The 20,972-nt window shown below is 70.9% G+C and carries 26 protein-coding genes, 1 tRNA gene and 1 pseudogene; 14 read left to right on the top strand and 14 right to left on the bottom strand.

Going from position 1 to position 20,972, the window contains the following annotated elements; genetic code table 11:
* From ACZ60X_RS31970 to ACZ60X_RS31940, 7 genes and pseudogenes are all read left to right on the top strand, one after another.
* A pseudogene (locus ACZ60X_RS31970) lies at window positions 1–128 on the top strand (UTP--glucose-1-phosphate uridylyltransferase); the annotation flags it as partial.
* Window positions 125–1,447 (top strand): molybdotransferase-like divisome protein Glp, encoded by a 1,323-nt coding sequence (gene glp / locus ACZ60X_RS31965; RefSeq protein ID WP_469605901.1) that lies wholly within the window; start codon window positions 125–127, stop codon window positions 1,445–1,447. The pseudogene ACZ60X_RS31970 and the gene glp, both read left to right, overlap by 4 nt.
* A gap of 137 nt (window positions 1,448–1,584) precedes the next feature.
* Entirely contained in the window at window positions 1,585–2,097 is a 513-nt protein-coding gene (moaC, locus tag ACZ60X_RS31960) for a cyclic pyranopterin monophosphate synthase MoaC (protein WP_469605899.1), read from the top strand.
* Window positions 2,094–2,594: a MogA/MoaB family molybdenum cofactor biosynthesis protein gene (locus tag ACZ60X_RS31955; protein ID WP_469605896.1), complete on the top strand. Its 501-nt coding sequence runs from the start codon at window positions 2,094–2,096 to the stop codon at window positions 2,592–2,594. Before moaC ends, ACZ60X_RS31955 begins: the two co-directional genes overlap by 4 nt.
* 26 nt (window positions 2,595–2,620) lie before the next feature.
* Window positions 2,621–3,238 carry a GNAT family N-acetyltransferase gene (locus ACZ60X_RS31950; RefSeq protein ID WP_469605893.1) on the top strand — a complete coding sequence of 206 codons (618 nt, stop codon included), beginning with the start codon at window positions 2,621–2,623 and terminating at the stop codon, window positions 3,236–3,238.
* A gap of 172 nt (window positions 3,239–3,410) precedes the next feature.
* A complete protein-coding gene (gene sepX / locus ACZ60X_RS31945) occupies window positions 3,411–4,607 on the top strand; it encodes a divisome protein SepX/GlpR (protein WP_469605891.1) in 1,197 nt (398 codons plus the stop codon).
* Window positions 4,608–4,700: 93 nt separating this feature from the next.
* Window positions 4,701–4,774, top strand: a tRNA-Ala gene (locus tag ACZ60X_RS31940).
* A 72-nt stretch (window positions 4,775–4,846) separates the two neighbouring features.
* On the opposite strand, the gene ACZ60X_RS31935 is transcribed toward ACZ60X_RS31940, so the two are convergent.
* The 12 genes from ACZ60X_RS31935 to ACZ60X_RS31880 form a co-directional block, all read right to left on the bottom strand.
* Entirely contained in the window at window positions 4,847–6,070 is a 1,224-nt protein-coding gene (locus ACZ60X_RS31935; protein ID WP_469605888.1) for a site-specific integrase, read from the bottom strand.
* Window positions 6,067–6,273 carry a helix-turn-helix domain-containing protein gene (locus ACZ60X_RS31930; RefSeq protein ID WP_469605884.1) on the bottom strand — a complete coding sequence of 69 codons (207 nt, stop codon included), beginning with the start codon at window positions 6,271–6,273 and terminating at the stop codon, window positions 6,067–6,069. Before ACZ60X_RS31930 ends, ACZ60X_RS31935 begins: the two co-directional genes overlap by 4 nt.
* Window positions 6,270–7,661, bottom strand: coding sequence for a replication initiator protein RepSA (repSA, locus tag ACZ60X_RS31925; RefSeq protein WP_469605882.1), 1,392 nt, complete (start codon window positions 7,659–7,661; stop codon window positions 6,270–6,272). Before repSA ends, ACZ60X_RS31930 begins: the two co-directional genes overlap by 4 nt.
* A 5-nt stretch (window positions 7,662–7,666) precedes the next feature.
* Window positions 7,667–7,846 (bottom strand): hypothetical protein, encoded by a 180-nt coding sequence (locus ACZ60X_RS31920; RefSeq protein ID WP_469605879.1) that lies wholly within the window; start codon window positions 7,844–7,846, stop codon window positions 7,667–7,669.
* A 91-nt stretch (window positions 7,847–7,937) separates the two neighbouring features.
* Window positions 7,938–8,255 (bottom strand): SpdD-like protein, encoded by a 318-nt coding sequence (locus ACZ60X_RS31915; protein ID WP_469605877.1) that lies wholly within the window; start codon window positions 8,253–8,255, stop codon window positions 7,938–7,940.
* A gap of 24 nt (window positions 8,256–8,279) precedes the next feature.
* Entirely contained in the window at window positions 8,280–8,435 is a 156-nt protein-coding gene (locus ACZ60X_RS31910) for a hypothetical protein (protein ID WP_469605874.1), read from the bottom strand.
* An 8-nt stretch (window positions 8,436–8,443) separates the two neighbouring features.
* Window positions 8,444–8,635, bottom strand: a complete 192-nt coding sequence (locus tag ACZ60X_RS31905; protein WP_469605872.1) for a mobile element transfer protein — start codon at window positions 8,633–8,635, stop codon at window positions 8,444–8,446.
* A gap of 18 nt (window positions 8,636–8,653) precedes the next feature.
* On the bottom strand, window positions 8,654–9,337 hold the full coding sequence (locus ACZ60X_RS31900; RefSeq protein WP_469605869.1) for a DUF2637 domain-containing protein: 684 nt from the start codon (window positions 9,335–9,337) through the stop codon (window positions 8,654–8,656).
* 76 nt (window positions 9,338–9,413) lie between these two features.
* Complete coding sequence (locus tag ACZ60X_RS31895) at window positions 9,414–9,599, bottom strand: hypothetical protein (RefSeq protein ID WP_469605929.1); 186 nt, start codon at window positions 9,597–9,599, stop codon at window positions 9,414–9,416.
* Between the two features lie 2 nt (window positions 9,600–9,601).
* On the bottom strand, window positions 9,602–9,808 hold the full coding sequence (locus ACZ60X_RS31890) for a hypothetical protein (protein ID WP_469605866.1): 207 nt from the start codon (window positions 9,806–9,808) through the stop codon (window positions 9,602–9,604).
* Window positions 9,809–9,892: 84 nt separating this feature from the next.
* Complete coding sequence (locus tag ACZ60X_RS31885) at window positions 9,893–11,248, bottom strand: FtsK/SpoIIIE domain-containing protein (RefSeq protein ID WP_469605863.1); 1,356 nt, start codon at window positions 11,246–11,248, stop codon at window positions 9,893–9,895.
* A 2-nt stretch (window positions 11,249–11,250) separates the two neighbouring features.
* Window positions 11,251–11,607: an SCO3933 family regulatory protein gene (locus tag ACZ60X_RS31880; RefSeq protein ID WP_467905043.1), complete on the bottom strand. Its 357-nt coding sequence runs from the start codon at window positions 11,605–11,607 to the stop codon at window positions 11,251–11,253.
* A 151-nt stretch (window positions 11,608–11,758) separates the two neighbouring features.
* Between ACZ60X_RS31880 and ACZ60X_RS31875 the strand changes: the two genes are divergently transcribed.
* The 3 genes from ACZ60X_RS31875 (at window position 11,759) to ACZ60X_RS31865 (ending at window position 14,087) form a co-directional block, all read left to right on the top strand.
* Window positions 11,759–12,130 (top strand): winged helix-turn-helix domain-containing protein, encoded by a 372-nt coding sequence (locus ACZ60X_RS31875; protein WP_103838574.1) that lies wholly within the window; start codon window positions 11,759–11,761, stop codon window positions 12,128–12,130.
* A gap of 234 nt (window positions 12,131–12,364) precedes the next feature.
* Window positions 12,365–13,579, top strand: a complete 1,215-nt coding sequence (locus ACZ60X_RS31870) for a helix-turn-helix domain-containing protein (RefSeq protein ID WP_469605860.1) — start codon at window positions 12,365–12,367, stop codon at window positions 13,577–13,579.
* A 19-nt stretch (window positions 13,580–13,598) separates the two neighbouring features.
* On the top strand, window positions 13,599–14,087 hold the full coding sequence (locus ACZ60X_RS31865; RefSeq protein ID WP_469605858.1) for an NUDIX domain-containing protein: 489 nt from the start codon (window positions 13,599–13,601) through the stop codon (window positions 14,085–14,087).
* A 1,197-nt stretch (window positions 14,088–15,284) separates the two neighbouring features.
* Here ACZ60X_RS31865 and ACZ60X_RS31860 read toward each other — a convergent pair.
* A complete protein-coding gene (locus tag ACZ60X_RS31860) occupies window positions 15,285–15,761 on the bottom strand; it encodes a GNAT family N-acetyltransferase (protein WP_469605856.1) in 477 nt (158 codons plus the stop codon).
* Window positions 15,762–15,842: 81 nt separating this feature from the next.
* Between ACZ60X_RS31860 and ACZ60X_RS31855 the strand changes: the two genes are divergently transcribed.
* Complete coding sequence (locus ACZ60X_RS31855) at window positions 15,843–16,655, top strand: exodeoxyribonuclease III (RefSeq protein WP_469605853.1); 813 nt, start codon at window positions 15,843–15,845, stop codon at window positions 16,653–16,655.
* Here ACZ60X_RS31855 and ACZ60X_RS31850 read toward each other — a convergent pair.
* Entirely contained in the window at window positions 16,634–17,272 is a 639-nt protein-coding gene (locus tag ACZ60X_RS31850) for a MerR family transcriptional regulator (protein WP_469605926.1), read from the bottom strand. The two genes, ACZ60X_RS31855 and ACZ60X_RS31850, sit on opposite strands and share 22 nt — an antisense overlap.
* Before the next feature lie 278 nt (window positions 17,273–17,550).
* Here ACZ60X_RS31850 and ACZ60X_RS31845 point away from each other — a divergent pair, with 278 nt between their 5' ends.
* From ACZ60X_RS31845 to ACZ60X_RS31835, 3 genes are read left to right on the top strand one after another with little or no spacing between them, the layout of a single operon-like run.
* Window positions 17,551–19,080 (top strand): flavin-containing monooxygenase, encoded by a 1,530-nt coding sequence (locus ACZ60X_RS31845; RefSeq protein WP_469605850.1) that lies wholly within the window; start codon window positions 17,551–17,553, stop codon window positions 19,078–19,080.
* The gene (locus ACZ60X_RS31840; protein WP_469605847.1) at window positions 19,077–20,066 is read left to right on the top strand and encodes an alpha/beta fold hydrolase; all 990 of its coding nucleotides are present in this window, start codon (window positions 19,077–19,079) and stop codon (window positions 20,064–20,066) included. Before ACZ60X_RS31845 ends, ACZ60X_RS31840 begins: the two co-directional genes overlap by 4 nt.
* Window positions 20,063–20,947: an SDR family oxidoreductase gene (locus tag ACZ60X_RS31835; RefSeq protein WP_469605843.1), complete on the top strand. Its 885-nt coding sequence runs from the start codon at window positions 20,063–20,065 to the stop codon at window positions 20,945–20,947. The genes ACZ60X_RS31840 and ACZ60X_RS31835 overlap by 4 nt, the downstream gene beginning before the upstream one ends.
* Window positions 20,948–20,972 lie beyond the last annotated feature (25 nt).

Genomic DNA, 20,972 nt, shown 5'->3' with positions numbered 1-20,972 from the left:
ACGACACCGGCGACCGCGGCGACTATCTGCGTGCCATTGTCAGACTCGCGTGCGAACGTGAGGACCTGGGCCCGGACTTCCGGGCCTGGCTTCGCAGTTACGTAGCCGAGGAGATGCAGCAATCTTGAGCAGCGCCGCGACCCGCCCCACCGGCCCGGACCGCCTGTGGTCGGTGGACGAGCACCTGGAGGACGTCCTCTCCACCGTCCGCCCCCTGGAGCCCATCGAGCTGCACCTGCTCGACGCCCAGGGCTGTGTCCTGGTCGACGACGTCACGGTGCCGGTCTCCCTGCCGCCGTTCGACAACAGCTCCATGGACGGGTACGCGGTCCGGGTCACGGACGTGGCGGGCGCCAGTGCGCAGTTCCCGGCCGTTCTGGACGTCGTCGGGGACGTGGCGGCGGGCGCGGCCGACCCGGTCCGGATCGGTCCCGGGCAGGCGGCCCGCATCATGACCGGCGCCCCGCTGCCGCCCGGCGCCGAGGCCGTCGTGCCGGTCGAGTGGACCGACGGCGGGCTCGGCGAGGGACCGGTCAGCGGCATGCGCGCGCGCAGCCTGGCCCCGGAGGGAGCCGAGGGGCAGGTCCGCGTGCACCGCCCCGTCGAGGCACGCGCGCACGTGCGCGCCAAGGGCAGCGACGTGAAGGCGGGCGAGCGCGTCCTGGAGGCCGGCACGATCCTCGGCCCGCCGCAGATCGCGCTGCTCGCCGCGATCGGCCGCGGCTCGGTCCGCGTGCGCCCGCGCCCGCGCGTGGTCGTCCTGTCCACCGGCAGCGAACTGGTCCAGCCCGGCGAGGAGCTGGCCGCCGGCCAGATCTACGACTCCAACAGCTTCGCCCTCACCGCCGCCGCGCGGGACGCCGGCGCCATCGCCTACCGCGTGGGCGCCGTCGCCGACGAGGCCGACACCCTCCGCTCGACCATCGAGGACCAGCTCGTCCGCGCCGACCTGCTGGTGACCACGGGCGGGGTGAGCGTCGGGGCGTACGACGTGGTCAAGGAGGCGCTGTCGTACGCCGGTGACGAGGACGAGCCGGGCAGCGGCGTGGAGTTCCGCAAGCTCGCCATGCAGCCCGGCAAGCCCCAGGGCTTCGGTTCCATCGGCCCCGACCACACGCCCCTGCTGGCCCTGCCCGGCAACCCCGTGTCCTCGTACGTCTCCTTCGAGCTGTTCGTCCGCCCCGCCATCCGCGCCCTGATGGGCCTCACGGACCTGCACCGGCCCCGTACCCGGGCGACGCTGAAGGCCGAGCGGGCGCTGCGCTCGCCCCAGGGGCGTCGGCAGTTCCTGCGGGGCGCGTACGCCGACGGCGAGGTCACCCCGGTGGGCGGTGCCGGATCCCACCTGATCGCGGCGCTGGCGCAGGCCGACGCGCTGATCGTCGTCCCCGAGGACACGGAGTCCGTGGAGCCCGGCGACGAGGTGGAGGTCGTGCTGCTCGGCTGAGGCACGCGCGCGTGGACGGCAGAGCGGCCCAACGGGGGTCCTGGCCCGGTGCGTGCCCCGACTTGGCGGTACCGTGGCGCGCACAGCAGGCCCGCGCACCGCACCGCGACGGGCCCGGACCGGGAGCGGCACACAGCATGACTGAGTCTTTCCGGGGGGACACCCCCGGAGCCCCTGCGCAGGACGGACTGACGCACATCGACGAGGCGGGCGCGGCCCGGATGGTCGACGTGTCGGGCAAGGACGTCACCGCGCGCACCGCCCGCGCCAGCGGCCGGGTCCTCGTCTCACCCCGCGTGGTGGAGCTGCTGCGCGGCGAGGGGGTACCCAAGGGGGACGCCCTCGCCACCGCGCGGATCGCCGGCATCATGGGCGCCAAGCGCACCCCGGACCTGATCCCGCTGTGCCACCCGTTGTCGGTGTCGGGTGTGAGACTGGACCTGTCGGTCGCGGACGACGCCGTGGAGATCCAGGCGGTCGTGAAGACGACGGACCGTACGGGCGTCGAGATGGAGGCCCTCACCGCCGTCACGGTCGCCGCGCTCACCGTGATCGACATGGTCAAGGCGGTTGACAAGGGAGCGGTCATCACGGACGTACGCGTGGAGGAGAAGACGGGCGGCAAGTCGGGCGACTGGAGCCGGGCATGACCTACCGCGCGCTGGTGGTCACCGCCTCCAACCGGGCCGCGGCCGGGGTCTACGAGGACAAGGGCGGCCCGCTGGTCGCGGACGGCCTTGAGGGCTTCGGGTTCGAGGTGGACGGCCCCCGGGTCGTGCCCGACGGCGACCCCGTGCGGGAGGCCCTGCGCGCGGGCGTGGACGCCGGGTACGACGCCATCGTCACCACCGGCGGCACCGGCGTCTCGCCCACCGACCGCACGCCCGAAGCGACCCGCGCGGTGATCGACTACGAGGTACCGGGCATCGCCGAGGCCATCCGGGCGTTCGGGCGGGAGAAGGTGCCGACCGCCGCGCTGTCCCGGGGCCTGGCCGGAGTGGCGGGGCGCACCCTGATCGTCAATCTGCCGGGGTCCACGGGCGGGGTGAAGGACGGCCTGGCCGTGCTGGAGGCCCTGCTGGTCCACGCCGTCGACCAGATCCGTGGCGGCGACCACCCCGGACCCAGTACCGGGGGTGCGAGCTGAACAGCCCTTCCTGGCCCGTCGTGCTGGTGGACGGCGATGTCGTCCTGCGGCCGATAAAGCTGCGCGACCAGCGGGCGTGGCGCGAGGTGAACCGGCGCAACCGGGACTGGCTGCGCCCCTGGGAGGCGACGATTCCGCCGCCCACGCCGACCGGCCCGGTCACCCACCGGCCGACGTTTCGCCAGATGGTCCGCCATCTGCGGTCGGAGGCCAACGCGGGCCGGATGCTGCCCTTCGTCATCGAGTACCAGGGGCAGCTCGTCGGGCAGTTGACGGTGGCCGGTATCACCTGGGGGTCGATGTGCTCGGGGCATGTCGGGTACTGGGTGGACGAGGCGGTGGCGGGCCGCGGCGTGATGCCGACGGCCGTGGCCCTCGTGGTGGACCACTGTTTCCACACCGTCGGGCTGCACCGCATCGAGGTCTGCATTCGTCCCGAGAACCGGCCCAGCCGCCGGGTGGTGGAGAAACTCGGATTCCGCGAGGAGGGGCTCCGGCCGCGCTATCTGCACATCGACGGCGCCTGGCGCGACCATCTGGTCTTTGCGCTCACCGCTGAAGAGGTGCCCGACGGGTTGCTCGCGCGCTGGCGGCGGGCCCGCTCCCAGCAGGCGCGGCAGAAACCCCAGAACACGGGAAATTGAATACGTGTTCGAAATTGATCGGCTGCTGACCGTCTCGGGGCATTGAATTCCGTCGTGGCGGCGGTCCACTGATCGCATCCGTCGCAAAAAAAGCTGGAAATATCAGCCAGATCGTGCGACACACCGGCCCAATTGGCGGATGGCCTCACGCAAACCCCTCTACGGTGTGAGCGTGAGCAGCAGCGGCCTCATCTACGCAGTCATTGTCGGGGCCTGGGCCGCCTACTTGGTGCCGATGTGGCTCCGTAGGCAGGACGAGCTGAACGAGGCCCGTCCGACGGAACGCTTCAGTACCGCCATCCGGCTGCTGTCCGGACGGGCGGGCATGGAGCGCCGATACGCCAGGGACCTGCGGGCGCGCTCCGCCCAGGAGGGGGAGCCGGACGCCGGTGACCCGGACGCCGTCACCGACTCGGTGGACGTCCGGGCCTTCGCCATGCCTCCGACTCGTCGTCAGGCGCACCCGGAAGCCCACCCGGACGCCGGGGCGGAGCTGTCCGGGCGAGCGGAACCGGCACCCGAACGGCACGCGGCGCCTGCCCCCGCGTCGGCGTCCGCGCCCGCGCAGCGGCGGGTGCCGTCCGCGCGGCACGGAACGTCGGAGCAGGCGGCCGCGGCGCGCGCCCGGCGCTCGAAGGTTCTCGCGCGCCGTCGGCGTACCACCGTGGTGCTCTTCCTCGCCTTCACGCTCGGCGCGATCGTCGCCGCCGTCGGCGGCCTCGCCTTCCTGTGGGCCCCGGCCGCACCGGCCGTGCTGCTGAGCGCGTACATCGCGTACCTGCGCGCCCAGGAGCGCCGTCGTTTCGCCTACCAGATGGACCGCAGGCGGGCGGAGGTCGCGGCGCAGCGGCTGCGGGAGCGCCAGCCGCGTCGGCGCGCGGCCCTCGACGCCCCGAGCGTCGGTGCCGACGAACCGGAGGGTGTCCCGGAGGCCGAGACGGACCCCGGCCTCTCCGCGCTCGCTGCGGACCGGCGCGCCCTGGTCGAGCAGACCGACCACGCCGAGTGGGTCGACCAGCAGCGGGAGCGGCAGCGGCGGCCCGGCGGGGACAGCTGGGAGCCGGTGCCGGTGCCCCTGCCGACGTATGTGACCGCTCCGGTGGCGCCGCGTGCCACCTCGGACGTGGACCTGGGAGCGCCGGACACCTGGAGTTCGGCGCGGTCCAGCTCGGTCGCGCCGGAGCAGGAGTCGGCCGCCGCGCCGGAGGCCGACACGGACGCGCAGGTGCCCGCCGCCGAGGACAAGCCGGCGGGCGGTCGCAGCGACCGGCGCCGGGCGGTGTCCGCGCGCCGGGCGCGCGAGCGAGGACGCACGCCGCTGTTCGATCAGTACGAGGACGGCGACCGCCCGCGCGCGGCCAATGAGTGACGGCCGTCACACCGCTGGAAGCCCGCCTCTGACCAGTCACGGAGCGGATTTCCAAGCACCCCGACGGGGATGCTAGAGTTTCACTCGTTGCAAGGGCCTGTGGCGCAGTCCGGTAGCGCACCTCGTTCGCATCGAGGGGGCCAGGGGTTCAAATCCCCTCAGGTCCACGCAGCTCAAAGCCCCGGTAGGGATCTCCCGACCGGGGCTTTGACGTGTCGTACAGCAGCGAAGTACAGCAACTACTTCGGATCTTGCTTCCCGAGGTGCTTGCCCAGCTTGCGCAGCGCCCGCCGGGTCGCTTCGGACGGGACGTGCGTGTACACCTCCATGGTCACTGCGATCTTGCTGTGTCGAAGGATCTGCATGGCGACGCGGGGATGCACGTCCAGGGCAGCGAGCAGTGAGCCGCAGGTGTGCCGGGTGTCGTGGAGCCGGATTCGGCGGACGCTGGCGCGCGCGATGCGGTCCATGAACCGGCGGTTGAAGTTGCGCGGTTCGAACGGCGTGCCGTAGCGCGTGGTGAACACGAAGTCGTTGGCCGTCCACAGCTCACCCGCTGCCTGCCGGGCAAGCTCCTGTTCCTTCCGCCGCAGTTGCAGGGCCGCGATGCAGATCTCAGGGAGCGGGAGCGTGGCCGTCGACGCTTCGGTCTTGGTCTCGTCATGGACCAGGCGGCGGTTGATCCGCTGCAGCTGCATCTGCACGGTGACCTCACCGGCGTCCAGGTTGACGTTCTCCCAGGTGAGCCCCAGCACCTCACCACGCCGGAAACCCAGAACCAGGATCAGCACGTAGGCCGCGTACAGCGGGTCATGAGCGGCGCTCGCCGCTTCGAGGAACTGCCGAGCCTCTTCCACCGACCAAGGGTGCCGCTTCGTCTTCCGAGCCGACCGTACCTTGACCAGGGCCGCGACGTTCTTCGAGATCAGTTCCTCGGTCATCGCGTTCGTCAGGGCGGACCGCAGAACGGCGCGCGCGTCTTGCACAGTGCGGCGGGACGGAAACCGCTCGCAGCAGTCGCCAGCGGCGCAGCAGCGCGGAGTGTCCCGCTTCGCGTCGAGGCCCTGAGCGCAGCACTGGCACTGTTCCAGGAGGCCGTTGACCCAGTTCCGCACGTCCCGGACGGTGAGCTTGTCGAGCCGCTTCGAGCCCAGGCCCGGAATGATGTAGAGCCGGACGTGCATCGCGTAGGTCTCGGCTGTCTTGGGCTTGAGGTCAGGCTCTACCACCTCCTTGAGCCACCGAGTCAGGTACTGGGCCAGTGTCGGCGTCGAGGTAGCTACCGGCCCTTGCTTAGCCTCAGCGTGGAGTTTGATCCACTTGTCGTGGACCTCCTCACGAGTCTTGCCGTAGACGTACTTGCGCTTGCGCTTGCCTTCCGGGGTGTCGACCCAGACGTACGCGGCGAAGCCGTTCTTGTACGGGTAGATCGAGCCCTCTCCGTTGCCGCGCTTCCCGGTCATGCCGACACCGCCTCAGCCTGGGACGCGACATGTTGCACGTACTCATCCACCCATTCCGGCAGGATGCGACGGTTACGGCCGATCTTGACGGAACGGATCTCGCCCGTGAGGACGAGCATCTTGGTCTTCGACAGGCCGAAGCCGAGCATCTCCGCTACCTCCGCCGTGGTGTACCACTTGCGCGTGATCACAGCCGTCGTCATGCTGCGGTACCCTCCCGTTCGAGTTGATCTAGCAGCGCTTCGCGGGCGGTTTCGCGGTTGAGTTCGATGTCCCGGCGGATCGAGGCGGCGAGGGCGGATTCACCGGGCGTGTGGCCGTGGCCGGCGTACTGCCAGTCAGCGAGGACGAGAACGGTGTCCGGCTCGCCTTCGTCCAGGCCGAGGGCGGCGCGTTCCTGCGCGGCGCGGTAGTCGGCGCGTGTCTGGCGGAGGGCGCCGAGTGTGGTCGAGTAGCGGCGGGACTTGGACGAGAAGTGCCCGCGGAAGCCGAGCATGTGGGCCCAGGCCCACAGACGCCGGTCCGGGTACAGCTCATCGAGGTCTCGGCACGCGGTGATCAGGCGCCGGGCGTGGTCGGGGACGCCGTGGCGGTCGAGTTCGGAGAGTTCGCCGATGCGCCGGTCGAGGGTGCCGGTGTTCTCGGCCGCCTTGGTGGCGTACTTGGCCACGTAGGAGGCGACGGCCTGTTCCGTGAGGTCGGAGCCGTCACCGAACGCCTTGACCGGCCGTACGTCGAGCTGTCGGCCCCACTGGAAGGTGCGGGCGGGTTGGTCGCCGGCGGCGGGAACACTGACGCGGCTGTAGGGGTGCGCGGCGGCGGCGCGGATGGCGTCGGTGAGCAGGTCGGTGGTGGCCCAGGACGGCGGCGCGGAGTCGGCTCCGTCGGGACCGTCGAGGCGGATCACGGCATGAAAGTGGACGGCTCCGCGCTTCTGGAACTCGGCGACCTTGCCGTAGGACAGTCGGCAGGTCTCGGCGAGTTCGCGCTGCGTCAGCCCGGCCCGCTTGGCGATCTCACGGCGGAGCCGGTTGATGGTGCGCATCCACAGCTCACCGGCGTGGTTGTTGAAGAGCACGGCGCCGGAGTAGTCGTAGGTGGTCGGGTTGAGCGCCGTGCCCAGGGCGGGGTCGTCGGCGGGGTGGCGGGCGCCGCAGCGGCAGGCGCCACGGTCGGGCCGGTTGTGGACCGGGCCGAACGAGGGCGCGGTGAAGGTGGCGAACACCCGCGGGTGATCCCGGACGGTATCGGGGATGTCCTTGTCCGGGTCGCCGGCGAGCCCGGCCCGGATCAGGTGGTAGGTGTCACCGGCGTAGGTCCAGGCGCAGGCGGGGCAGCGGGAGGCCCGGCGGTTGCCGCAGGCGACACGGAGCCGTCCGCCCGGCTCGTTCTCAGTGCTGTAGCGGTGCAGGGTCTCCCCGGTGACCTTGTCCTTGTGGACCACCCAGCCGCGCAGGTGGATCGGGTCGGCGCAGCCGCCGGTGCGCTTGATCTGGTCTTGCCAGCGGTCGAAGCCCGGGAGCCCGGCTACCCGGAGGAGATCCCCCAGGGTAACCGGGTCCAGGCCCGCGAAGGTCGCGGTGTCGGTCACGCAGGTCACCTCCCTGCGCGGACGAGGGCGGCGGGGCGGGTGTGGCCGGTGCCCTTGCAGGTGGGGCAGTCGACGCGGAGCGTGGCGCGGGTGCCGTCGGGGTGGCGGGTGCCGGTGTCGATGGCGGCGGTGGCGAAGCCGTCGCAGTCGCGGCAGATCGGCATGTTCGGGTTGCTCTGGGGCATGATGGCCGTGCCTTTCGGGTCCGTTTGGATCGGGAAGGGGAGGCGCCCGGAGCGGCGGAAGTTTGGCGACCGAGGCCGCTCCGGGGGCCGGTCAGCGCCGCTTGGTCTCGGAGGCGAGCAGCGAGCGCACGACGAGGGCGACGACGGCGACCGAGGCGCCGGTGATGGCGACCGCCAGGAGCATGGAGACGAGGACGGCGCCGACGACCAGGACGACGGCGGTGCCGCCGCCGATGAGGGCGAGCACGGTGCCCGGGGTGAGCTGCACCACCGGGCGGGACGGCGCCGGATTCGTCGCGGCGACCGGCGGAGTCTGGGCGCTGGGGACGATGGCGGTCGGCTCGACAACGGCGGGCGGGGTGACGTGCCCGGTCGGGGTGGGCATGGTCGGGATCTTCGGGCGGAGCATGGTTGTTCTCCCTTCCGAGCGGGGTTACTTGATCAGGCCGTTGATGGCGGGGGCGAGGACGCTGTGGGCGAGGAGGAAGCCGCCGAGCAGGAGGACGGCGATGAGCCAGGCGGGCGGGCGGATGAGCTTGACGCCGAGGTAGCCGACGACGAGCAGCGCGAACCAGAGCGGGACCTGCATGGCGTCTCCTAGCGGACCTTGCAGCGGTGGGTGCGGGCGGCGAGCTGGGCGGCGGACTGGCTGGAGTAGTCGGCGGACCAGCCGCAGTCGTCGGCGGTGCACACGGCGGCGTGCTTGGTCTGGCCGTGGCGGTCGCGGTGGGTGCCGATCTGCACCGGGCCGATCTGCATCACGGAGTGGAAGAAGTCGCGCATGGGCATGGCTGAACTCCTTGTCTGTCAGGCGAGTTGAGCGGCGATGGCGGCGGCCATGGGCGCGGGGACGCCGAGGCGGGCGCGTAGGGTGTCGGTGTCGATCGGGGAGCCGGTACGGGCCTTGTGGTCGGCGGCGACCTTGCGCGCGTGAGCGACCAGCGGAGCCGGAACCGCCACCTCGGGCGCGGGCGCGGGCGCGGGCGCGGGAGCCGAAGCGGGAGCGGGAGCGGGTAGCGCCGGGGTGTCGTCGGCGGCGGTGACTGGCTCCGGAGCGGGTTCCGGTTCAGGGGCTGACTCGGGAGCCGGGTCGGTGGCCGGGGCAGGAGCCGCCGTGACGGGGGCCGGGTCGCCGGCCGAGTGGGCGAGCAGGGTGCCGCCGAGGAAGGCGAGCGCGGGCCATCCGGCGATGCCGAGGCGGAGCAATGCGGGCGGGTTGGCCAGGTCGAGGAAGCCGGCGGTGGCGACGTTGGCGCCGAGCGAGGCGAACAGCGCGATCAGGAACCAGCACCAGGCGAGCCGGGACGGGCCGCTGTTGCGCAGCCGACGCCAGGCGGCGACCAGCAGCAGGTCAACCGAGATCGGGTAGGCCCATGCCTTCCAGCCGGACTGTCCGGCGGCGGCGGCCAGGTCGTGAAGGTGGGCGAAGGACAGGGCGCCGGCGATAACGGCCTGTACGAGGACGGCGTCCGGGCGGATCGAGCGGGTCATGTCGTCACCTCCCTTTGCGGGTTGGGCCAGGGGCAGGGCGGGGATCGAGGTCCGACCGCCCCACCCCGGCAGGGGTTCAGTCGGTGGTGGCTTCGCCGGATCCCCAGCAGGTCAGGCACAGGCCGGTCTGCCGGTCGTCGGTGGCACGGCCCTTACGGGCGCCGACCCGGACGGTTTCGGTGATCTCGCCGGTGCCGTTGCAGTCGGGGCACGGCTTCTGCCGGGGCTTGCGGCGGGTGGTGGGCTTCTTCGCGGTCGGCACGGTCACCACCCCTCGCCGGGGTACTCGGGGCCCTCGGTCGGGTCGTAGCCGGGCGGGAAGGTGCCGGGCGGCGGCTCGGGCAGCGACGCGGCCAGGCACGGGCCGACGGTGTCGATGAAGTCCTGGTCAGCGCCGGTCCTGTCGGCGTACAAGGCCAGGTCGCCGAGCATCACCACGGTGCGGGTGAAGTCCTCGCAGTCGGGGCACATGGCGGGCGATCTCCCTTTCTTCGGGCATGGCTGGGGTAGGGACCTGACGCGAAGGCGGTCGCGCCAACCGTGGAGCGGGAGGGATCAGGCAGTGGCCGGGATGGACTCGACGGCCGGGGCTTCACCCGGTGTCGGGATGGCGAGCGCCGGCCGGAACGGGGCCAGGGCGGGCAGATCCGGCCTGATGTCGGCGTACCGGTTGCAGGTATTCACGGCCTGACGCAGGGAGGTGTGCGGGGCACGGATGCGAGCCCAGCCGCCGGTCGAGTCGCCGGTGATGGCGACGCCGGGCATGTCGGTGGGGATCTGGATCGCGGCGAGGACTGCGTCCGGGGCGATGTCGCCGAAGGCCATGTTCGCCGAGGACTCGTCGTTGACGCGGTGGGCGGTCCGGCCGGTGAGCTGAGCGCGGAGCATGGTGATGCCCTTGCCGAGTTCGGAGCCGAAGCGCTGCCCGCAGATCTCCAGGTAGATGCCGGCGGCGCGGCCGAGCTGGGCGAGCCGGGCGAGCGCGGTGATGATCCGGTCCCGGCGCTTCTCTTCCTCCTTGGTGGCGAACAGGGCGAGTTCGGCGACCTCATCGACCAGGACCACGATGGGCACCGGGCGGAGGTCTTCTGGCAGGTCCCAGATGTCTGCGGCTATCTCGGCGTCCGGCACGTCAGCGGTGATCCGCTGTTCGGCACGGATGAGCTGGTAGACGTCCTCCATGTGGGACACCAGGGCGTCGAGGAGTTCGGCGGCGGTGTCCTGGTTGTCGGCGAGCGCGGAAAACCGGCGAGCCAGCGGGAACAGCTCCACACCCTGCTTGCAGTCGATCCCGACCAGGGCGACCCGCTGCGGGGCGAGCGCTGCCACGAGGTTGCGCTGATAGACGGACTTGCCGGACTCCGTGGCACCGAGCGTCAGCGCGTGAGGGACCGCGCGGTAGTCGCGGTAGTGGACCGCACCGTCTTCCCGGAGAGCGACCGGGACCCGCATCGGACGGGTGTCGACCTTGGTCGGCATCTGCACCCGCTTGAGCACGTCGTAGCCGGTCATCCGCACTTCCACCACGCCCGAACGCAGCTCCCGCGAGGTCACGCCGTACATGGCGAACGAGTGCCGCAGCCTGTCACACGAGGCCGCCACGTCGAAGGCGTCCTGACCAGGACGGAGCTTGAGCCGCAGCACCAGCCCGGTTCGGGTCGGCCGCAGACGCAGGATGCGCGGGGCGCGGGGACCGGGGATCGGTCGGTTCGTGGCCCGAGCCAGAGTGAGGCGCCAGCGCGAGGGCGGGACCGTCAGCCCGCAGGCGTCCATGACGGACGCGTACCGGACGAGGACCCGCACCACGGCGAGGGAGACGCCGAAGGTAAGCCAGTACCAGGCGGGACGCCGCCACCGCAGGAGACCCGCAGCGGCGACGACCAGCACCAGGGCGACCAAGGACCAGGTCATGATCAGGCCGCCTTCGGCTTCGAGGCGCCGGCGGCCAGGGAGGTGACGGCGACCGCGCGGAAGGCGATGCCGTGCCGCTTCTGGCCGTTGAACTCGTTCTCCCACGGCCGGGCGATCAGGCCGGTCAGCGCGACGGGGGTACCCATCATCAGCTCACCGGTGATGCCCGGCTCAGGGACGGTCACGGTCAGGATCTCGACCTCACCGTTGAGCGCGAACATCACGTCCACGGTCATCAGGTCGGCGCCGGTCTCGGCGTCGGTGGCGATCTCACCGGAGCGGCGGTCACGGATCTTCTTCTGCGGGGGCTGGGCGACCATCACGGTGGCGGCGGAGGTGTCGACGGGGATCTGACGCATGAGTGCGCTCCTAGAATCGACTACTTGACGTACTTAGTACGTCGTCTCTGGATAGAGCATGAACCTGTACTACTTGGTGTGTCAAGTGGTTGGTCTCGACTCCCGTGCGCGGGATGTGCTGCACTAGGTACGACAACCACTGAGAGGGGCTATGGCCGACTTCACCGCCGGGCGGGCCGCGTACTTGCAGATCGCCGACGAGTTCAAGCGCAAGATCCGAGACGGGGAACTCGCACCGGGCGACAAGCTGCCCTCAGAGGCGGAGCTGATGACCAAGCACGGCGTGTCGCGCACCGTGGCCCGGCAGGCGATCTCTCGGCTCCGTGAGGACGGCTACGCGATCTCTCACCAGGGCAAGGGCAGCTTTGCAGCACTGCCCGGCGAGGGTGCGTCGGCGAAGCGGAGCACCGAGTTCGAGCAGATCACCGAGTACCTGTCGGAGGTCCGTCGGGACGTGCGTCGTCTCGCCGAGCGGATGGACCAACTTGAGGATCTTGTGCGGCAGCAAGGCCAAGCTCGGTGACCAACCTGTCCGCCCGTCGGGCGAGTTGCGTCATCTCTTCGCCAAGCTCCCTTATCTGATTGAGTAGTTCCAGCCGCTCTACCGGGGTCAGCGCCATGACGGCCCCCTCGTTGCACTCTCGGTCTGACAGCTCCTTGGGTTGTCAGCAACGCTAGGACCGGTCCGGCTCACCACCCCGGAAAATCTCTCCGGGGTCGCACGAAGAGACAGGGGGACGCTCTTCCCATGCGAGGAATGACGACGAACCTGACGATCGGTGAGCGAGTCGCTTGGTACCGCCGGCGGCGCGGCATGTCCCAGGAAGTCCTAGCCGGACTCGTCGGCCGGACGGTCGACTGGCTGAGCAAGGCCGAGAACAACCGGCTGGAGCTGGACAGGCTCTCGGTCATCAAGTCCCTAGCCGATGCGCTGGACGTGACCCTTGGCGATCTACTCGCCGAGCCCACGCTGATGGACTGGACGGCGGACAGCGGCACCCGGACCGTACCGGCGCTGCGGTCAGCGCTCATGAACTACCGGCAGCTCACGCCGCTTCTGGGCGTGACCACCGAGGGAGAACCGACGCCCCTCGATGAGCTGAAGGACAGCGTGGCCGAAGTCTGGGACGCCTACCAGGATTCGCGGTACGGCTTCGCCACCCGACGCCTTCCCTTGGTACTTGCCGACGCACTCATTGCAGCCCAGGCGTACCAGGGGCGAGAGCGCGAGCGGGCACACGAGCTGATGGCGATGACATACCAGGGCGCCGCCATGGTGCTGACCAAGGTCGGTGAAACGGATCTCGCGTGGATCGCGGCGGATCGCGGGTTGGCTGCGGCTCAGCAGTCGGACAACGCTGCCGTCACCGGGTCGCTCTTCCGGTCGGTGGCGCACTGCCTACTCTCGAACGGCAGGTTCGACGCCGCCGTACAGCTCGTCAGCGACGCCGCGGACTACCTCCGCCCAGGACTCCGGGAAGCCAGCCCCGAGTTCCTCTCGATCTACGGGACGCTCTTCCTCGCGGGGTCGATGGCAGCCGCGCGTGCCGATGATCGCTCTACCACCCGTGACTTCCTCGCCGAGGCGGACCAGGCAGCGCAGCGGCTTGGGCGAGACGCCAACCACATGTGGACCGCATTCGGGCCGACGAACGTCACGATCCACCGAGTGGCCACGGCGGCGGAGCTGGGAGACATGCAGGTTGCCGTGGACCTCGGCCCCCAGGTCGACACCAGCGGTCTGCCGATCGAACGGCGGACGCGGCACAACCTAGAGGTGGCCCGTGCGCTCAGCGCGCACAACCGGATGGACGATGCCCTGTCCATGATCCTCGAAGCCGAGCAGTGGGCGCCGGAACAGGTGCGCAGCCACTACCTCGCTCGTGAGCTTGTACTTACGTGGGTGCGCAACCAGCGCGGCCGGCCGAGCCGGACCCTGGCGGAGCTTGCCGATCGGCTGCATGTCGTCTGAGGTGGGTACGCTCGGGGCCATGGCAGCGACCGAGCACGAAGCGAAGATGGCGCATCCGCGCATGGCCGCGGGTGCGCTCTTCTTTGATGCCGACGGGCGTGTCCTCATGGTGGAGCCCACCTACAAGGACTACTGGGACATCCCAGGCGGCTACGTCGAGGTGGGGGAATCCCCGCTCCAGGCAGCCGCCCGTGAGGTGGAGGAAGAGTTGGGGATCACTCCTCCCCTGGGGCGCTTGCTGGCAGTCGACTGGGCTCCCAACGATGCCGAGGGCGACAAGGTGCTGTACCTCTTCGACGGCGGTCAGCTCACCCCGGAGGCTCTGGCCGAAGCGACCTTGCAGGCGGACGAGCTGAAGAGCATCGCGTTCCTGGGCCCCGACGAAGTCGCCGAGCGTACGATTCCGCGCTTGGCCAGGCGGATCCTTGCCGCCATCGAGGCCCGATCATCAGGGACGGCGCCGATCTATCTCGAACACGGGCAGCAGCCCGACAGTGTCGCCGCATAGCAGCACGGGAGCTTTCCGGCGCCCCCGACGCGGAACGCGGTGGAAGTTTCCCTACATCATCAAGGGCTCGCTTCGCTCGCCGTTGCTCCCGGCCTCCTGAACTGCAAGCAGTCCGATCACAGATCGGAGGTGCCGCGCACAGCGCGGCGGCGCCGGCCGGTCGCCGGCGCGCCGCCCCTCCTTGCCTTCGTCACCGGGGCCGCGCGCCGGCGCCCGTCCGCGCCCACAAGGGGGCGAAGACCAGGCCGGGGTAAGGGTGAGACGGCCCCGCCGAGGTCAGAACACCGTCGTGGCTGGGGCGGTCGGCTCCACGGCTTTAGGCAGCCACCTTGGCGCGAGCCTCGAAGATCATGGCCCCAACGTCGTGCTTTACCGGGCAGGTCCACAGACTGCCCGACGCGCCGGAAGCTTACGGGGCCATGATCACTCGCGCCAAGGCAGCTCCAGCCCAAAGCCGCTCCACCGACCTCACGTGGTACGGCGCATGTGTGATTTGGGTCACCCTCCTTTATGGGTATACGAGGCGATATTTGCACCCGCCAGTATCTGTGTAGATCTCCAAATGGCGGACCCATTGATCACGGGTGTGCTATGGAGAGCTGCTAAGCGATTGCTTGCCCAGGTCAGAGGTATTTCCCTCCGTTTGCTATTACGCGTTTTCCGGGCTGACGAAACCTCAATGACGTGGTTGCTGGCCCGCCTTGTTCGGGAAGGTTCCCGGCTTGGCAGTAGTCGGGCTCCGTATCCATCATGGGCGCACGAGAAAGCCCACCCCGTCGCGCAGGCTTCCCGGCGAGGCGACGAAGTGGGCCACGAACCCTTTGGAGGTCCGAGAATGAGTGTGACCCGTACCCGGTGGGGCCTGTCAAACCCCAGCTTGAAGCCGTGGGTGATCACGATCTTGGTTGTGATCGTGGTCAGGTGGAACGCGGCTGCGCATGTTGTCAGCGCGTACCTCGACGTCGTGGCGCTCCTGGCCACGCTTTATGCGGGGCGAGCTGTACAGCAGCGGCGTACAGCAACCGCGCCGACCGGCGTTGACCGTCGCTAACCCCTGCAAGCCTGCTGACGTGCCCAGCAGACCTCAGCGACTTCGCCGCCCGTAGTTCGCATCGAGGGGGCCAGGGGTTCAAATCCCCTCAGGTCCACGCAGCATGAAGCCCCAGTCGGCGAAAGCCGACTGGGGCTTCATCGTCTCTACAGCTTCTTCGCGAAGCAGAGGCTCTCCTCGTGGAAGCGGTAGTAGCCGAACTTCGCGCACGGCTCGTAGCCGCTGGAGGTGTACAGGGCGACCGCCTCCGGCTGCTTGGTGCCCGTCTCCAGGACCATGCGGATCCGGCCCGCGGTGCGGGCGTCCTCCTCCAGGGCCGCGAGCATGCGGCGGGCCAGGCCCCGGCCGCGCATCTGCTCGACCACGTACATGCGCTTCAGCTCGGCGTCGCCGTCCTCGTTGCCCTCGGGGTTGCGGTCCTGGCTGCGCCAGCCGCCCGTCGCGACGGGGCGGTCCTGCTCGTCGTACGCGATCAGGTACACCCCGCGCGGCGGGTCGAAGTCGGCGGTGTCGAGGGCCGTGGCGTCGCCGCCGTCGCCGTAGCGCACGTGGTACTCGGCCTGGACCTCGTCGCTGAGCTTGACGGCGTCGGGGTGATCGAAACGGACGCGGCGTATATTCATGCTGGGCATCGTACTTCTATGCGATTGATGTTCTCGGACGGTGGGCACGGGCCCCGACCAGTGTGCCGGTATCGTGCCGGGGTGCTGACTGTGACCTCGGTGAACGTGAACGGGCTGCGGGCCGCCGCCAAGAAGGGCTTCGTGGAGTGGCTCGCCCGGACGGAGGCGGACGTCGTCTGCCTGCAGGAGGTGCGCGCGGAGCCGCACCAGCTGCCGGACGGGGTCCGGGAGCCCGACGGCTGGCACGTCACGCACGCCCCGGCCGCCGCCAAGGGCCGCGCGGGCGTCTCCCTCTACACGCGGCGCGAGCCGGACGACGTCCGCGTGGGCTTCGGTTCGGCCGAGTTCGACGGCAGCGGACGCTACGTCGAGGCCGACCTGCCCGGCGTCACCGTCGCCTCCCTGTACCTGCCCTCCGGCGAGGTCGGCACCGAGCGGCAGGACGAGAAGACGCGCTTCATGGGCGAGTTCCTCGGCTACCTCGGGGAACTGCGTGCGCGGGCCGCCGCCGACGGGCGCGAGGTCGTGGTCTGCGGCGACTGGAACATCGCCCACCAGCAGGCCGACCTGAGGAACTGGCGCGGCAACACCAAGAACTCCGGGTTCCTGCCCGAGGAGCGCGAGTGGCTCGGCCGGGTGTTCGCCGCCGAGGAGGGCGGTTACGTCGACGTCATGCGCGCCCTGCATCCCGGCGTCGAGGGGCCGTACAGCTGGTGGTCGTACCGCGGGCGGGCCTTCGACAACGACTCGGGGTGGCGCATCGACTACCACGTCGCCACGCCCGGACTCGCCGGCAAGGCCGTCAAGGGTCTCGTGGAGCGCGCGGCCACGCACGCCGAGCGCTGGTCGGACCACGCGCCGGTGACGGTCGTCTACGACCTCCAGTCCTTCTGATCCCGCTTGCCGATCCGCCGGTCCAGCGCCAGGGACAGTTCCGCCTCCACCACGCTGCGGGCCAGCGGGCGCAGCCGGTGGAGGTCCTCCTCGGCGGCGTGGCGCAGGATCAGGTCGGCGAAGAGTTCGGCCAGGGCGTCGGCGTGTCGGCGGACGCGGGCGCCGGCGGCGAGGACCTCGCCGAGCGGGATGCCCTCGCGGACCAGGGCCGAGGAGACGTCCAGCAGGCGGCGGCTGATGTGGACGATCTCGTCGCCGTCGGTGCCGAGGTAACCCAGCTCCAGAGCGGCGGCGAGGTTCTCGGGGGTGACCTCGCCCTCGAAGCGGGCGGCGAGTTCCTCGGGGGTGAGGCGGACCGGCTCCTCCTCGGTGGGGGCGCCGACGCCGAGCAGGTCGGCGACGTCACGGCCCTGATCGAGGGCTTCCGCCAGTTCCGCGATGCCGTTCAGCGTGTGGCCGCGCTCCAGCAGCGCGGCGATCGTGCGCAGGCGGGCCAGGTGATGGTCGTCGTACCAGGCGATACGGCCCTCGCGCCGGGGCGGCGGGATCAGCTTGCGCTCCCGGTAGAAGCGCAGCGTGCGGACGGTGATGCCGGCGAGCCGGGCCAGCTCCTCCATGCGGTACTCGCGCGGGCGGCCGCCGGGAGCGCCGTGCGCGCCCTCCCCGCCGGGCGCCTCCCGCATGTCCCGTGCCTCCCGCGCGTCGCTCCGGCCTTTCGTGCGTCCACCGTCGTCTGCCACGTCCGAAGCCTATGTCGTACCGCCGGTACCCACGGCGGGGCCGCTGATGTCAACGTCCCGCTCCCGCCCCCTACCGCTCGGTACGGAGCTGCTCTACAGTCCCATTGCGCCAGTGTTCACTGGCAGAGTCGAAGGCGATGCGTGGAGGCTTCGGGATGGCCGAGCACGAGCATGTACGGGTGGCGGTGATCGGGTCCGGGTTCGGCGGGCTGGGGGCCGCCGTGCGGCTGCGCCGCGAGGGGATCACCGATTTCGTCGTCCTGGAGCGGGCCGACGGCGTGGGCGGCACGTGGCGGGACAACAGTTACCCCGGGTGCGCCTGCGACGTGCCGTCGCACCTGTACTCCTTCTCCTTCGCCCCGAACCCCGACTGGCCGCGCACCTTCTCCGGGCAGCGGCACATCCGCGCCTACCTGGAGCACGTCACCGACGTGTTCGGCCTGCGCCCGCACATCCGCTTCGACTCCGAGGTGAAGCTGATGACGTGGGACACCGCGAACCTGCGGTGGACCGTCGAGACCACGCGCGGCACGCTGACCGCCGACGTCGTCGTGTCCGCCACCGGTCCGCTGTCCGACCCGAAGATCCCCGAGGTCCCGGGCCTCGCGTCCTTCCCCGGCAAGGTGTTCCACTCCGCCCGCTGGGACCACGACCACGACCTGCGCGGCAAGCGCGTCGCCATGGTCGGCACCGGCGCCTCCGCCATCCAGATCGTGCCCGCGATCCAGCCGCTGGCCGGCCGGCTCACCCTCTTCCAGCGCACCCCGCCGTGGGTGATGCCCAGGGTGGACCGCGCCATCAGCGGCGCCGAGCGCCGGCTGCACCGGTGGCTCCCCTTCACGACCCAGGTGCGGCGCGGGCTGCTGTGGGGCATCCGGGAGCTGCAGGTCCAGGCGTTCACCAAGCACCCCGACGAACTGGGCCTGGTCGAGCGGCTCGCCAAGCGCAACATCGCCCGCGCCGTCAAGGACCCGGCGCTGCGCGCCAAGCTCACCCCCGACTACCGCATCGGCTGCAAGCGGATCCTGCTGTCCAACACCTACTATCCGGCGCTGACCAGGCCCAACGTGGACGTCGTCGCCAGCGGGCTGAGCGAGGTGCGCGGGTCGACGCTCGTCGCGGCCGACGGCACCGAGGCCGAGGCCGACGTGATCGTCTTCGGTACGGGCTTCCACGTCACGGACATGCCGATCGCCGAGCGGGTGGTCGGCGCGCAGGGCGTCACGCTGGCCGAGTCCTGGAAGGACGGCATGCGGGCGCTGCGCGGCGCCACCGCCGCCGGGTTCCCGAACTTCATGACGATCATCGGCCCCAACACCGGCCTCGGGAACTCCTCCATGATCCTCATGATCGAGTCCCAGCTGAACTACATGGCCGACTACCTGCGGCAACTGGACGTGCTCGGCGGGCGCACCGCCCTGGACCCCCGGCCCGCCGCCGTCGAGTCCTGGAACGGCAAGGTGCAGGAGCGCATGAGGCGGACCGTGTGGAACACCGGCGGCTGCACCAGCTGGTACCTGGACGCGAGCGGCCGCAACACCACCATCTGGCCCGGCACGACCGCCGAGTTCCGCGGTGCGACCCGGCGGGTGGACCTGGCGGAGTACGAGGTGCTCCGGAACACCGGCGGCGATCCCGCGGCGGCCGGCGCGCACAGCGTCGCGCGGAGCGGGGGCGCCGCATGAGCCGGTCCGCCTCCGCGGCCCCCGTCGCGTCGGGACCGTACGCGCCGCCCCTCCCCGCCCAGGAACTCACCGTCGTCTCCGCCGACGGCGCGCGGCTGCACGTCGAGGTGCACGGGCCCGAGAGCGCGCCCCCCGTGGTCCTCTCCCATGGCTGGACCTGTTCGACCGCCTTCTGGGCGGCGCAGATACGGGAGCTGGCCGCCGACCACCGGGTGATCGCGTACGACCAGAGGGGGCACGGGCGCAGTCCCGCGAGCCCCGCGTGCACCACCCACGCACTGGCGGACGATCTCGAAGCGGTGCTCGCACGGACCCTCGCGCGCGGTGAGCGGGCCCTGATCGCCGGACACTCCATGGGCGGCATGACCGTCATGGCCGCGGCCACGCGCCCCCGCTTCCGGGAACACGCCGCCGCCGTCCTGCTGTGCAGCACCGGCAGCTCGCGGCTGGTCGCGCAGTCCCGGGTGGTGCCGATGCGCGCCGGGCGCGTGCGCACCTGGATCACCGGGCGCCTCCTGGGTTCGCGCGCCCCGCTCGGTCCGGTCACGCCGGTCGCGAGGAGCGTCCTCAAGTACGCCACGATGGGCGCCGGTTCGGCACCGCACAGGGTGGAGGTGTGCGCACGGATCGTGCACGCCTGCCCGCGCGCCGTACGCCACGCCTGGTCCGGTGTGCTCGCCGCGCTCGATCTCGACCACGGCGTACGGGAGTTGCGCGCGCCCACCGCGATCGTGCACGGCGCGTCCGACCGGCTCACGCCTGTCGTGCACGCCCGCGCGCTGGCCGCCGCGCTGCCGGACTGCGTGGGTCTCACCGAGCTGGCCGGCGTCGGGCACATGACCCCGATCGAGGCCCCCGAGCTGGTGACCGGGAAAATCCGGGAACTCGTCACCAGGTACGTCACCCACGACGCCGCCGGCACCTCCGCAACCCCCGGCGGCACCCCACCCCATTCCACCCCGGTGCGGATCACGGAGGGCACATGAGCAGGGTCAGCCTCGAAGGACAGGTCGCGGTCGTCACCGGGGCGGCGCGCGGCGTCGGTGAACTGCTGGCGCGCAAGCTCTCGGCGCGCGGCGCGAAGGTCGCGCTGGTCGGGCTGGAGGGGGAGGCGCTCAAGGAGGTCTGCGGGCGCCTGCACAGCGACAGCGCGTACTGGTACGCCGACGTCACCGACCACGAGACGATGAGCCGGGTCGCGCGGGAGGTGAAGGAGCGGTTCGGCAAGGTCGACATCGTGGTCGCCAACGCCGGTGTGGCCACGGGCGGCCCCTTCGTCGACTCCGATCCGCGGGCCTGGCGGCGGGTGATCGAGGTGAACCTGATCGGTTCGGCGGTGACCGCCCGCGCGTTCCTGCCGGTTCTGGTCGAGAGCCGGGGCTACCTGCTCCAGATCGCCTCGCTCGCCGCGATCACGCCCGCGCCGATGATGACGGCGTACTGCGCCTCCAAGGCGGGCGTGGAGGCGTACGCGCACAGTCTGCGCGCCGAGGTCGGCTACCAGGGCGTGCGCGTCGGCGTCGGCTACCTGTCGTGGACCGACACCGACATGGTGCGCGGCGCCGACCAGGACGACGTCATGCGGGAGCTGCGTCAGCGGCTGCCGTGGCCGTCGAACAAGACGTACCCGCTCGGTCCCGCCGTGGACCGGATCGTGGCCGGGATCGAGCGTCGCTCGGCGCACGTGTACGGACAGTGGTGGCTGCGCGGCATGCAGGGCGTGCGCGGATATCTGCCGGCGCTCATCGGGACCGTCGGACAGCGCGAGATGAAGCGGTTCGCGCCCCGCTTGCAGGGGATGAGTTCAGGGTTGGTGGGCGCGGGTGGGGCGGCCGACGAGGCGGCCCGCGCTACGCACCGTAACTGATCCACATGCGGTCCGTCGTCGCCCG

This window comes from Streptomyces sp. NPDC104106 (assembly GCF_055584345.1).
This window is presented reverse-complemented; position numbering and strand designations above follow the sequence as displayed.